Source organism: Pseudomonas sp. RU47 (genome assembly GCF_004011755.1).
GTDB lineage: Bacteria > Pseudomonadota > Gammaproteobacteria > Pseudomonadales > Pseudomonadaceae > Aquipseudomonas.
The window spans coordinates 1184657-1196895 of the sequence record NZ_CP022411.1 but is presented as its reverse complement, the minus strand read 5'-3'; the positions used below and the strand labels follow the sequence as shown (position 1 = coordinate 1196895).

Annotated in this window: 12 protein-coding genes; 7 read left to right on the top strand and 5 right to left on the bottom strand. The window is 61.0% G+C overall.

Annotated elements, in window-relative coordinates; all coding sequences use genetic code 11:
- Positions 1-30: 30 nt before the first annotated feature.
- The 5 genes from purT to CCX46_RS05265 all read right to left on the bottom strand — a co-directional run bounded on the left by purT (position 31) and on the right by CCX46_RS05265 (position 3496).
- Entirely contained in the window at positions 31-1212 is a 1182-nt protein-coding gene (gene purT, locus CCX46_RS05285) for a formate-dependent phosphoribosylglycinamide formyltransferase (RefSeq protein ID WP_016986367.1), read from the bottom strand.
- 100 nt (positions 1213-1312) lie between these two features.
- On the bottom strand, positions 1313-1780 hold the full coding sequence (locus tag CCX46_RS05280; RefSeq protein WP_016986366.1) for a VUT family protein: 468 nt from the start codon (positions 1778-1780) through the stop codon (positions 1313-1315).
- Positions 1781-2118: 338 nt separating this feature from the next.
- Positions 2119-2328, bottom strand: a complete 210-nt coding sequence (locus CCX46_RS05275; RefSeq protein WP_127925949.1) for a DUF1289 domain-containing protein — start codon at positions 2326-2328, stop codon at positions 2119-2121.
- On the bottom strand, positions 2325-2849 hold the full coding sequence (locus CCX46_RS05270; RefSeq protein ID WP_007954617.1) for a gamma carbonic anhydrase family protein: 525 nt from the start codon (positions 2847-2849) through the stop codon (positions 2325-2327). Before CCX46_RS05270 ends, CCX46_RS05275 begins: the two co-directional genes overlap by 4 nt.
- 47 nt (positions 2850-2896) lie before the next feature.
- On the bottom strand, positions 2897-3496 hold the full coding sequence (locus CCX46_RS05265; protein WP_034154815.1) for a CoA pyrophosphatase: 600 nt from the start codon (positions 3494-3496) through the stop codon (positions 2897-2899).
- 147 nt (positions 3497-3643) lie between these two features.
- On the opposite strand from CCX46_RS05265, the gene CCX46_RS05260 reads away from it, so the two are divergent.
- From CCX46_RS05260 to nagE, 7 genes are all read left to right on the top strand, one after another.
- Positions 3644-4195: an NUDIX hydrolase gene (locus CCX46_RS05260; protein WP_127925948.1), complete on the top strand. Its 552-nt coding sequence runs from the start codon at positions 3644-3646 to the stop codon at positions 4193-4195.
- Positions 4196-4282: 87 nt separating this feature from the next.
- A complete protein-coding gene (locus CCX46_RS05255) occupies positions 4283-4798 on the top strand; it encodes a L,D-transpeptidase family protein (protein ID WP_127925947.1) in 516 nt (171 codons plus the stop codon).
- Between the two features lie 283 nt (positions 4799-5081).
- On the top strand, positions 5082-5813 hold the full coding sequence (locus CCX46_RS05250) for a GntR family transcriptional regulator (protein WP_127925946.1): 732 nt from the start codon (positions 5082-5084) through the stop codon (positions 5811-5813).
- A gap of 22 nt (positions 5814-5835) precedes the next feature.
- The gene (gene nagA / locus CCX46_RS05245) at positions 5836-6942 is read left to right on the top strand and encodes an N-acetylglucosamine-6-phosphate deacetylase (RefSeq protein WP_127925945.1); all 1107 of its coding nucleotides are present in this window, start codon (positions 5836-5838) and stop codon (positions 6940-6942) included.
- Positions 6923-7945 (top strand): SIS domain-containing protein, encoded by a 1023-nt coding sequence (locus CCX46_RS05240; protein WP_127925944.1) that lies wholly within the window; start codon positions 6923-6925, stop codon positions 7943-7945. The genes nagA and CCX46_RS05240 overlap by 20 nt, the downstream gene beginning before the upstream one ends.
- Positions 7946-7980: 35 nt before the next feature.
- Positions 7981-10494 (top strand): phosphoenolpyruvate--protein phosphotransferase, encoded by a 2514-nt coding sequence (gene ptsP, locus CCX46_RS05235; RefSeq protein WP_127925943.1) that lies wholly within the window; start codon positions 7981-7983, stop codon positions 10492-10494.
- Between the two features lie 23 nt (positions 10495-10517).
- Positions 10518-12233, top strand: a complete 1716-nt coding sequence (gene nagE, locus CCX46_RS05230; protein ID WP_127925942.1) for an N-acetylglucosamine-specific PTS transporter subunit IIBC — start codon at positions 10518-10520, stop codon at positions 12231-12233.
- Positions 12234-12239 lie beyond the last annotated feature (6 nt).

Here is a 12239-nt window from a genome sequence, read left to right as displayed (position 1 = left end):
TGAGCCTGCTCGCGAATGTCGCGACTCGGTTTACAGCTCTACAACAACAGCCTGAGCAGCACGGGTCGCCTTGGCACGCGCAGCCTCGATCGACTCATCCCGCGCCAGCGCCACACCCATGCGGCGCTGACCATTCACCTCTGGCTTACCAAACAGACGCAACGCCGTGTCCGGCTCGCTCAACGCCGCGCCGAGGTTGGCGAAAGCGGTCTGAGTCGACTGCCCTTCCACCAGAATCACCGCCGAAGCCGATGGCCCGAACTGACGGATCAGCGGTACCGGCAGGCCCAGAATTGCGCGAGCGTGCAGGGCGAACTGCGACAGATCCTGCGAAATCAGCGTTACCAGACCAGTGTCATGCGGGCGCGGCGAAACTTCGCTGAACCACACCTGATCACCCTTGATGAACAGCTCAACGCCGAACAGACCGCGACCACCCAACGCTTCAGTCACCGCTTTGGCAACGCGCTCGGATTCAGCCAAAGCAATCGGGCTCATGGCTTGTGGCTGCCACGATTCCTGATAGTCGCCCTTCTCCTGACGGTGACCGACCGGCGCGCAGAACGTGGTGCCACCGATGTGACGCACGGTCAGCAGAGTGATTTCGTAGTCGAAATCGATGAAACCTTCGATGATCACCCGACCTTTGCCAGCGCGACCGCCCTCTTGCGCGTAATCCCAAGCTTTTTGCACGTCATCGACGCTGCGCAGCAGGCTCTGGCCTTTGCCCGACGAGCTCATGACCGGTTTGACGACGCAGGGGAAACCCAGGTCCTCAACGGCTTTGCTGTAGTCCTCGAAGGTGTCGGCAAAATGGTACGGCGAGGTCGGCAGGTCCAGCTCTTCAGCGGCCAGACGACGGATGCCTTCACGGTTCATGGTCAGTTGCGCCGCGCGCGCGGTCGGGATCACGGTGAAGCCTTCAGCTTCCAGTTCGACCAGCGTGGCGGTGGCGATGGCTTCGATTTCCGGCACGATGAAGTGCGGCTTTTCAGCTTCGATCACCGCACGCAGGGCGGCGCCGTCGAGCATGTTGATCACGTGGCTGCGATGGGCGACTTGCATGGCCGGCGCGTTGGCGTAGCGGTCGACGGCAATCACTTCAACGCCCAGGCGTTGCAGCTCGATCACCACTTCCTTGCCCAACTCACCACAGCCACACAGCAATACGCGGGTCGCGGTTGGCGACAATGGAGTTCCGATACGGGTCATCTCAGGTCCTCAAAGAAGCGGATCATCGAGGAAAGCAGCGCCTGACGCGCTTTCCATGGGGAGAAAGCGCGGCATTTTACATGAACCTGAGGCTTTGGCTTCAGCCGGCGACGGCCTGTTTGCGCTCACGCCAGGCCATGATCAGCCAGACGGCAGTGACGCCGGCAAATTTCGAGGCCAGCGCGGTGATGATCACCGGCGGCGTCAGCAAGTCGATCATGCCGAAAAAGATGAAGGTATCGAGAGGAATGCTCAGCGCCGAACTGATCCACAAGCGGTCGCGCAACGGGCGCTTGGTGATGCTGAACACCAGCCAGTCAATGCACTCGGAGACCGCGAACGCCGTAGCGCTGGCCAGTGCAATGGAAGGATCGGAGGTGACGTAAGACAGCACCAGCGCCGCCAGCATCGCGACGATCGCGCCGTGACCAAAGCGGGTTTGCACCATGTCGCGCAGCACGAACACCAGACCACCCCAGGCCGACCAGATGATGTCCAGATGCGGCGCGGTGGAGAAGGCGAAGTTGATCAGCACGACGCTGCTGATGTAGGCGATGAGGAAAATCATGGAGGCGACCTGGCAGATTGGCGCACAGATTACTGGACCCGCAGATCAAGAGCCACCCCCTCACCCCAGCCCTATCCCCCAAGGGGGGCGAGGGGGAAAGGGAGCAGATCTTCGTTGAATCGACTCCCGAGTTCGACTCGATAACCCAAGTCGGTGCGACCCGAACAATCAACCCGGTCGCTCCCTCTCCCTTCAGGCGAGGGGGAAAGGGAGCCTATTGGGGGCCTTTCAAATCTTGAGTCCGACTCGACATGTCAGGTCGGCGTATAGCGTAAGACACCTCGGTCAGTCCCCTCTCCCCCTGGGAGAGGGCTAGGGTGAGGGCCATCCCAAGCCGATCACGACTTCGAAGGGATCATCCACACCAACCCACTCGCCTTAGCCCGCTCATGACACAACCCCAACACCACCCGACGCTCGTCATTGCTCATGCGGCCCCAGCGGGTAATCTCCTCGACCGTACGCTGGCAGCCCGTGCAGATGTCAGCCTCATCCAGCGCACAAATATTCACGCACGGCGAGGCGACCGGTCTTTCGAGCGTAGTCATTCTTCCTGCTCAACCAGATCGCGCGCATAACGCTGAGAGTTATGCACATAGTGGGCGGCGCTGGCTTCAAGCATCTTCTTCTGCGGCTCGGTCAGCTCGCGCACAACCTTGCCCGGCGAGCCCATCACCAGCGAACCATCGGGAATTTCCTTGCCCTCGCCGATCAGCGAATTGGCGCCGATGATGCAGTTCTTGCCGATCTTCGCGCCGTTGAGAATCACCGCGTTGATGCCGATCAGACTGTAATCGCCGACCGTGCAGCCATGCAGCATGGCGTTATGGCCAATGGTCACGCCGGTGCCGATGGTCAGCGGATAGCCCATGTCGGTGTGCATCACGGTGCCGTCCTGGACGTTGCTGTTCTTGCCGATCAGGATCAGTTCGTTATCGCCACGCAGCACGGCGTTGAACCAGACGTTGGCGCCCTCTTCCAGTTTGACCTTGCCCACCAGCACGGCATTGGGGGCGACCCAGCTCTGTGGATGGGTCTCGACACGGGCGTCGCCCAGGCGGTATTTCATCTTGTTTTCCTCAGGGCTCACGGTGAATGGCCGTTCGAACGACGGCTTCAGGTGTTGATAAAGCTTTTCGGCGGCTCATGCAGACTGATTTTCGCGTCATAGAGCAGGTTGATCAACTCGACAATCATGATCGCCGTGAGGCCCCAGATCTTGTACTCACCAAATCGATAACTCGGCACGTACCAACTGCGCCCCTGATAGTCGATGCGATGGGTATGCTCGCGAGGGTCCTTGCGGAAGAATTCCAGCGGAACGCTGAAGACGGCTGCGATTTCGGCATCGTTGGCGCGGTATTCGACAAAATCGGGGATGACGCCGACATAAGGCGTGACCTTGATGCCGTGCAGGGAAATCAGTGGGCTGAGCGGACCGATGACTTCGACCAGTCCGGGTGGCAAACCGATTTCTTCTTCGGCTTCGCGCAGCGCCGTGAAGATCAGATCCGGGTCTTCCGGATCGCGGCGACCACCAGGAAAAGCCACTTCGCCGCCGTGGGTCGAGAGCCCGCTGGCGCGCAGGGTCAGCACCAGTTCCGGCTCATCACTGCGGGTGATCGGCACCAGAACGGCAGCCTCGGGGAAACGTGTGTCGGTCTCCAGCGTGCGCGGTGTGTGGTTGCTTACCCTATGCAGTAGCTCGTCCAGCATGAGTGTTCTCGATCTGTGCCTTACCCTGCATCATGCACCAATCAATGCAGCCGCCCAAGCCCCCGAATCTCGCCATGTCGCGAAACGACAACTTGCCGACCGGCACCGCTGCACGCCAAGATAGGCGCAGCATTCAGGAAGCCCAGCATGAAATTTTGCAGCCACTGCGGTAACCCGGTCACCCAGCGCATTCCCGAAGGCGATTCGCGGCTGCGATTTGTCTGTGACAGCTGTCAGACCATTCACTATCAAAACCCCAATATTGTCGCCGGCTGCGTGCCGACCTGGGGCACGAAAGTGTTGCTCTGCCGTCGTGCCATCGAGCCGCGTCTCGGTTACTGGACGTTGCCCGCCGGATTCATGGAGAACGGCGAGACCATCGAACAGGCCGCCGTGCGCGAAACTGCCGAAGAAGCCTGCGCCCGGGTGCGTAACCTGAGCATCTATACGCTGATCGACGTGCCGCACATCAGTCAGGTGCATGTGTTCTTCCGCGCCGAACTGGTGGATCTGGACTTTGCCGCCGGCCCCGAGAGCCTCGAAGTGCAACTATTCGACGAAGCCGACATTCCCTGGGACGAGCTGGCTTTCCGCACAGTGGGGCGTACCTTAGAATGCTTCTTCGCTGATCGGCGCGTCGAGACGTATCCAGTGCGTTCGGAATCGATTCCGCCGCTTGCTCAACCTGCCATTACTTGATTTCGTCGCCGGCCAGCCGATAACCCGAGCACGTCTGCACAACACCTATAAATCATGTATCTGCGTCATTCCTGGGGAATCGTTTCAATGCGCTGGTTGCTTGCCCTGTTCTGCCTGTCGTTCGTTACCGTCTCCCAAGCGTCATTCGTGACCACCGTGGCGCCTGCGAATACCCCGCTCATCGAAAAAGTCCTGGTGCTCAAGTCAGCGCATCAACTGCAACTGATCGCCGATGGCAAGCCGCTGAAGACCTATCGCATTTCCTTGGGCAAGGGCGCGAAAAAGGGCCCGAAACTGATCGAAGGCGACAAACGCACGCCGGAAGGTTTCTATTGGATCGACTGGCGCAAGACCAGCGACAAATTCAATCTGTCGATGCACATTTCCTACCCGAACATCAGCGACTCGGCCCGCGCCCGGCGTGAAGGTGTCGAGCCCGGCGGGATGATCATGATCCACGGCACGCCAGATTCGGAAGAAACCCCGGAAGACCTGTTCCACACCCTGGACTGGACTGACGGCTGCGTCGCCATGCGCAACGTTGATATGCGTGAAGTGTGGAATCTGGTGCCGGACGGCACGATGGTCGAAATCCGCCCTTAACCAGCGACCGCTGGTCACCCGCAAAAAAATAAATCAAAAGATCGCAGCCTGCGGCAGCGCCTACAGAGGTGATACCACTCTCAACTGTAGGAGCTGCCGCAGGCTGCGATCTTTTGCTTTTTATAGGCCGACACTAATACCACTTGAAACCACACCCCCTTAAACCCGCCATCCTACTGGGCCAAAGCCCATTTCAGCGCGTTGACATGGTATTCAAGTGGTATTAATTTCCGCCCCACAAGCGAGCCACAACAATCCTATACTCGCGTCGGAAATGACCTACATGAACGACTTCCAGGCCCTACGCCCAGACGACTCCCAGCCGACGCCGCTGTACCTGCAACTGGCGCGCAATCTGGAAGCAGCGATTCATGCCGGGCAGTGGAAGTCCGAGCAGGCGATGCCGTCCGAGCGCAATCTCAGTGAAATGCTCGGTATCTCCCGGGTTACCGCGCGTAAAGCGCTGGAAGTGCTCCTCGATCAAGGCCTGATCCGCCGCCTGCAAGGCTCCGGTACCTTCATCACCCCACGCCTCGAACAGCCGTTGTCGCGCCTTTCGGGCTTCAGCGAAATGCTCCGCCTCAAAGGCTTCGTACCCAGCTCGCAATGGCTGGAACGTGAAATCACCCTGCCGACTCATGAAGAACTGATCCGCCTCAGCCTGTCGCCGAACGACAAGGTCGCGCGCATGAAGCGTCTGCGCAAAGCCGATGACACGGTCATGGCCATCGAGATGAGCACCCTGCCCGCCTCGATCATGCCCAAGCCGCAACTGGTCGGCGATTCGCTCTACGAATACCTCGACGGCATCGGCAAACCGATCGTCCGTGCCTTGCAGCACATTCAGGCGATCAACGCCTCGGACGAGTTCGCCGCGCTGGTCGGCATCGCCCCCGGCACCGCCATGCTGCTGATGACCCGGGTCGGCTACCTGGAAGACAACACACCGATCGAAGTCACCGACACCTATTGCCGCAACGACTACTACGACTTTGTTGCAGAGCTGCGCCGCTAGGCGGCCCGAAGCGAGAACCAAAATGTCCGAAGACAACATCCTCACCGCCAGCGGCTGGGTTCGCGGCCGGCTGATCCACGAACACGGCAAAGTCGTGTCGATCGAAGGCGTACCCTGCGATCCGGCGAGCAATGACCTGCCGTATCTGCTGCCGGGCTTCATCGACCTGCACGTTCATGGCGGTGGCGGCAAAGACATCATGGAAGGCGCCAGCGCCTTCGAGACCATCACCAGAACCCACGTGCGGTTCGGCACCACCTCGCTGCTGGCCACCACCATGACCGCGCCGAGTGCCGAGATCTCTAGGGTTTTGAAGGAAGTCGGAGAGTTCTGCGAGCAGCGTCCGAAAGGCGCCGCGCGCGTCCTTGGCGTCCACCTCGAAGGCCCGTACATCAATCCCGGCAAACTCGGCGCGCAACCGAACTTCGCCCACACCGCGTTGATGGCCGAAGTCGAAGAATATCTGGCACTGGCGCCGATCCGGGTGATCACCATCGCCCCGGAAATCGCCGGCCACGACGGTTTGATTCGTGAACTGAGCAGCCGTGGCGTGCGCATGCAGATCGGCCACACCCTCGGCAGTTACGAAGAAGGCGTCGCCGCACTCGATGCCGGCGCGACCAGTTTCACCCACCTCTACAACGCCATGAGCCCGCTGCATCACCGCGAGCCGGGCATCGTCGGCGCCGCACTGGCCCACGCCAAATTCGCCGAGCTGATTCCCGACTTGCTGCATGTGCATCCCGGCGCCATTCGCGTGGCCCTGCGCTCGATCCCGTGCCTGTATTGCGTGACCGATTCGACCGCTGCCGCCGGCATGCCCGACGGTGAATACAAGCTCGGCAGCCACATCGTGACCAAATGCCTGGGCGGCGTGCGCCTGCCCGACGGCACCTTGGCCGGCAGCACCCTGACCATGGACCAAGCCCTGCGCAACCTGGTGAAGATCGGTTTGCCGATCGCCGAAGCCTCGCAGCGCCTGTCGCAATTCCCCGCCGACTACCTCGGCATCACCGAACGCGGGCGCCTGCAACCAGGTGCCTGGGCCGACTGCGTGCGGCTCGATCGCTCACTCACACTGACCGCCGTCATGGTCGAAGGAGAAGACATTGACTTCAAAAATGCTTGAAGAGGCGCTGTCCTCGTTCGAGGCCGTGCAAGCCCAACTGCAACAGCTCGACGCGCCAATGATCGAGATCGCCGGGCGCCTGCGCCGTCAGCCACCGCAAGTGGCGATGACGGTGGCGCGCGGCAGCTCCGACCACGCGGCGAGCTACTTCGCTTACCTGACCATGCAGCAACTGGGTGTACCGGTGGCGTCGTTGCCGATGTCGGTGGTGACTATGCAGCAGGCGCCGTTGAAGGTCAGCGGTCAGGTGGCGTTCGCGTTTTCACAATCGGGGCAGAGCCCGGATCTGGTCAACAGTCTGCGTCTGTTGCGCAAACGTGGCGCGCTGAGCGTGTCGATGGTCAACGCTGCCGACTCGCCACTGGAAGCGGCGTGTGAATTCAGCGTGCCGCTGCTCGCCGGGACGGAAAGCAGCGTCGCGGCGACCAAGAGCTTTATCGCCACCCTCAGCGCCAGCGCCCGGTTGATTGCGCATTGGAAAGAGGACAGCGAATTGCTCGAAGCGGGCAACGCCCTGCCCGAAGGCCTGCGCGAAGCGGCGAAACAGGACTGGAGTGTGGCCATCGAAGTGCTGCGCGATTGCGAGCGTTTGATGGTTATTGGACGTGGCGCCGGTTTTGCCATCGCGCAGGAGGCCGCGCTGAAATTCAAGGAAACCTCGGCGATTCAGGCCGAAGCGTTCAGCAGCGCGGAAGTCCGTCACGGCCCGATGGCACTGATCGACGAACACTATCCGCTGCTGGTGTTCGCTCCGCGCGGCGCCGAACAGGCTGGCCTGCTGAGTCTGGCCGCAGAAATGCGTCAACGCGGCGCCCGCGTGTTGCTGGCCGCGCCGGACGATGTGAGCGAACGCGACCTGACCCTGAGCCGCGCCGAACATCCAGCGCTCGATCCGATTCTGGCGATCCAGAGCTTCTACGTGATGGCCGCAGGTCTGGCCGTGGCCCGAGGCATGGACCCGGATCAGCCGCGCCACCTGAGCAAAGTAACGCGTACGCACTAAGCCCCGAATGACTGCAGACCTGATGAGACCGAGCCATGCACAACAACAATAAAGAGCTGACCCTCAGCGCCCCGCTCAGCGGCCCGGTGCTCACGCTCGCCAAAGTCCCGGACGCAGTGTTCGCCAGCGGCGCGATGGGCGACGGCATTGCCATCGACCCGATCAACGACACCCTGTACTCGCCATGCGCCGGGGTGATCATTCACGTCGCGCGCACCGGCCACGCACTCACTGTGCGTGCCGATAACGGCGCGGAGATTCTTCTGCATCTGGGCCTGGATACCGTTGAACTGAACGGCGAAGGCTTCTCGATGCTGGTCAAGGATGGCACGCGTGTCAGCAAGGGTCAGCCGTTGTTGCGCTATGACCTCGACAAGGTCGGTCAGCAGTGCAAAAGCCTCGTCAGCTTGTTGATCCTGACCAACAGCCAGGATTTTCAGGTGCGTCCGATCACGCTCAAAGCGGTGAAAGTCGGCGAGCCGTTACTGCACATTGTTGCGCGCAACAGTTCGACGGCGAATGTTGCAGACGTGGGCGGGCCAGAGGTTCATGGCCATGTTCTGGTGGCGCATCGCGGCGGATTGCATGCGCGCCCTGCGGCACTGATTCGGCAGACCGCGCAAGGTTTCAAAAGCCGGTCGCAACTGCACTTCGCCGGCAAATCGGCGCCGTGCAACAGCCTGATCGGTTTGATGGGTTTGGCGGTTGGCGAACAGGATCAGGTGCAGGTCAGCTGTCAGGGGCCGGATGCCGAAGCGGCGCTGCAAGCGTTGCTCACCGCGTTGGCCACAGCGCTGCCGGATGATTGTCACGCTGCGGCGCCGGTGAGTGTCGCGTCGGTTAAACGCCCGGCCGAGGCTGGCGTGTTGCACGGTGTGTGCGCTGCACCGGGATTGGTTGGCGGGCCGCTGTTTCGTTTGAACGCGATCAGTTTGCCAACGGATGCGGGCAATCATGATCCGCTGCAACAACTGCAGGCGCTCGACACTGCACTGAATCAGGTGCGCAGTGAAATCGACGGCACCCTCGCCCAAGCGAAAAAACACAAAAATGCCGATGAAGAAGCGATCTTTGCCGCGCACTTGGCACTGCTGGAAGATCCGGCACTGCTCGATGCCGCACAGCAAGCCATCGAACAAGGCACTGCAGCGACTCACGCCTGGAGCCAGTCGATCGATGTGCAGTGCGAAGTCCTGCAACACACCGGCAGCGCGCTGCTGGCCGAACGCGCCAATGATCTGCGCGACCTCAAGCAACGCGTGTTGCGTGCAGTGCTCGGTGAGGCGTGGAATTACGACGTACCGGCCGGCGCCATCGTCGCGGCACATGAACTGACGCCGTCGGATCTGCTGCAACTCAGCGCGCAAGGTGTCGCCGGGTTGTGCATGGCCGAGGGTGGCGCGACTTCGCACGTGGCGATTCTCGCTCGCGGTAAAGGTCTGCCGTGCATGGTGGCGTTGGGTTCGGCGCTGCTTGATCAGCCGCAAGGTCAATCGGTGGTCCTCGATGCCGATGGCGGTCGTCTCGAACTGATGCCCAACGCTGAACGTCTGGCCGAAGTTCGGCAAGCGCAAATCGACCGGCAGCAGCGCCGCGACGCGCAACAAGCCAAAGCTCATCTGCCCGCCGAAACACGTAATGGCGTGCACATCGAAGTCGTCGCCAATGTCGCCTCCAGCGCTGAAGCGGCGGACGCCTTCGCCAACGGTGCCGACGGTGTAGGCCTGTTACGAACCGAGTTTTTGTTCGTCGATCGCCAGACCGCTCCGGACGTCGAAGAGCAGCGCAGTGCTTACCAGGCGGTGATCGATGCCATGGGCGATAAATCCGTGATCATCCGCACCATCGACGTCGGCGGCGACAAGCAACTCGACTACCTGCCACTGCCCATCGAGGCCAACCCGGTACTCGGTCTGCGCGGCATTCGCCTGGCTCAGGCGCGTCCGGAAATCCTCGATCAGCAACTGCGTGCGCTGCTGCAAGTCAGCCCGTTGCGTCGTTGCCGGATCCTGTTGCCGATGGTCACCGAAGTCGATGAGCTGCTGCAGATTCGCCAACGCGTCGATGCGTTGTGCGTCGAACTGGGCGTGAGCCAGCGCCCGGAAATCGGCGTGATGATCGAAGTCCCTGCCGCCGCGCTGCAAGCCGAACAACTGGCCGAACACGCCGATTTCCTCTCGATCGGTACTAACGATCTCTCGCAATACACCTTGGCCATGGATCGCGACCACGCTGGTTTGGCCGCTCGCGTCGACGCTCTGCATCCGGCGCTGCTGCGATTGATCGCCATGACCTGCGAAGGCGCGGCGGTGCACAAACGTTGGGTCGGTGTCTGCGGCGCCCTCGCCTCTGATCCGCTGGCCACACCGGTGTTAATCGGTCTGGGCGTCACCGAACTGTCGGTCAGCCCGGTGCAGATCGGCGAAATCAAGGATCGCGTGCGCCAGGTGCACGAGGCCGAGTGCCAGCGTCTCAGCCGCGACCTGCTCAAACTGAGCAGCGCCGCCGCCGTGCGTCACGCCTGTCATCAACATTGGCCTCTGCGCTAACAAAAACAACAAGGACAAACGCCATGTACCAACTCTTCATCGAAGGACTGCAACGCCTCGGCCGTGCGCTGATGCTGCCGATCGCAATCCTGCCGATTGCCGGTCTGCTGCTGCGCCTGGGTGACACCGACCTGCTGAACATCGCGATCATTCACGATGCCGGCCAAGTGATCTTCGCCAACCTGGCAATGATCTTCGCCATCGGCATCGCCGTCGGTTTCGCCAAGGACAACAACGGCACCGCTGGCCTCGCCGGGGTGATCGGTTATCTGGTGATGATCTCCACCCTGAAGGTGCTCGATTCGACCATCAACATGGGCATGCTCGCCGGGATCGTCAGCGGTCTGATGGCCGGCGCGCTGTACAACCGCTTCAAGGACATCAAGCTGCCGGAATATCTGGCGTTCTTCGGCGGGTGGCGCTTTGTGCCGATTGTCACCGGGTTTGCAGCGGTCGGTCTGGGCGTAGTGTTCGGCTATATCTGGCCGCCGATCCAGCACGGCATCAACGCCTTCGGTGCGTTGATGATGGAAAGCGGCAGCATCGGTGCGTTCGTGTTCGGCGTATTCAACCGTCTGCTGATCGTCACCGGCCTGCACCATATCCTCAACAACATGGCGTGGTTTGTGTTCGGTAACTTCACCGATCCGACGACTGGTGCGCTGGTGACCGGTGACCTGTCGCGCTACTTCGCTGGCGATCCGAAGGGTGGCCAGTTCATGACCGGCATGTTCCCGATGATGATCTTCGGCCTGCCGGCGGCCTGTCTGGCGATGTACCGCAACGCCCTGCCGGAGCGCCGCAAAGTCATGGGCGGGATTTTTCTGTCGATGGCGTTGACCTCGTTTCTGACCGGGGTAACCGAGCCGATCGAATTTGCCTTTATGTTCCTCGCACCGCTGTTGTATCTGCTGCATGCGTTGTTGACCGGGTTATCGATGGCGATTACCAATGGCTTGAATATTCATTTGGGCTTTACCTTCTCCGGCGGCTTTATCGACATGGTGCTGGGTTGGGGGCGCTCGACCAATGGTTGGCTGGTGATTCCGGTGGGCCTCGCCTACGCGGTTATCTATTACGCCGTATTTGATTTCTGCATTCGTCGCTTCAATCTGAAGACGCCGGGGCGCGAGGATGTGGCTTCTGCTGAGAAAGCAGTGCTCACGGAAAACGAACGTGCCAGCGCTTACATCAAGGCCTTGGGCGGCGCCGAAAATCTGCTGACTGTTGGCGCTTGCACCACGCGCCTGCGACTGGAGATGGTCGATCGCAACAAGGCATTGGATGCTGATCTGAAAGCGCTGGGCGCAATGGCGGTTGTGCGTCCGGGTAAAGGTGGCAGTTTGCAGGTTGTGGTCGGGCCGATGGCGGACAGCATTGCTGACGAGATTCGCCTGGCAATGCCTTCTCTCGGCCATGCGGTTCTGCTTGAAAATGCTGTGGCTGTCGAGGAACCGAAAGCGCCGGTGGTCGCCGGCTCCGAGGCGCAGCAATGGCTGAATGCCTTGGGCGGTGGCGGCAACGTACTGCAACTGGACTGCATCGCGATGACGCGGATTCGCCTGCAATTGGCGGATGGCAAGGCGCTGTCGGAAGCGCAGTTGAAGGCGTTGGGGTGTCATGGCGTCAGCCAGTTGGATGGCGGGGTCTGGCATTTGCTGGTGGGGGATAAGGCCGCGAGTTTGAGTGGAGCGCTGGAGAGCCTGGTGAATCGCAGCGAGGTCAGCGCGAAGGTTTGAAGCAAT

Bases quoted from the DNA above. Each gene is read 5' to 3' on its own strand.
- purT (WP_016986367.1), bottom strand. From the start codon at position 1,212: ATGACCCGTATCGGAACTCCATTGTCGCCAACCGCGACCCGCGTATTG.
- CCX46_RS05280 (WP_016986366.1), bottom strand. From the start codon at position 1,780: ATGATTTTCCTCATCGCCTACATCAGCAGCGTCGTGCTGATCAACTTC.
- CCX46_RS05275 (WP_127925949.1), bottom strand. From the start codon at position 2,328: ATGACTACGCTCGAAAGACCGGTCGCCTCGCCGTGCGTGAATATTTGT.
- CCX46_RS05270 (WP_007954617.1), bottom strand. From the start codon at position 2,849: ATGAAATACCGCCTGGGCGACGCCCGTGTCGAGACCCATCCACAGAGC.
- CCX46_RS05265 (WP_034154815.1), bottom strand. From the start codon at position 3,496: ATGCTGGACGAGCTACTGCATAGGGTAAGCAACCACACACCGCGCACG.
- CCX46_RS05260 (WP_127925948.1), top strand. From the start codon at position 3,644: ATGAAATTTTGCAGCCACTGCGGTAACCCGGTCACCCAGCGCATTCCC.
- CCX46_RS05255 (WP_127925947.1), top strand. From the start codon at position 4,283: ATGCGCTGGTTGCTTGCCCTGTTCTGCCTGTCGTTCGTTACCGTCTCC.
- CCX46_RS05250 (WP_127925946.1), top strand. From the start codon at position 5,082: ATGAACGACTTCCAGGCCCTACGCCCAGACGACTCCCAGCCGACGCCG.
- nagA (WP_127925945.1), top strand. From the start codon at position 5,836: ATGTCCGAAGACAACATCCTCACCGCCAGCGGCTGGGTTCGCGGCCGG.
- ptsP (WP_127925943.1), top strand. From the start codon at position 7,981: ATGCACAACAACAATAAAGAGCTGACCCTCAGCGCCCCGCTCAGCGGC.
- nagE (WP_127925942.1), top strand. From the start codon at position 10,518: ATGTACCAACTCTTCATCGAAGGACTGCAACGCCTCGGCCGTGCGCTG.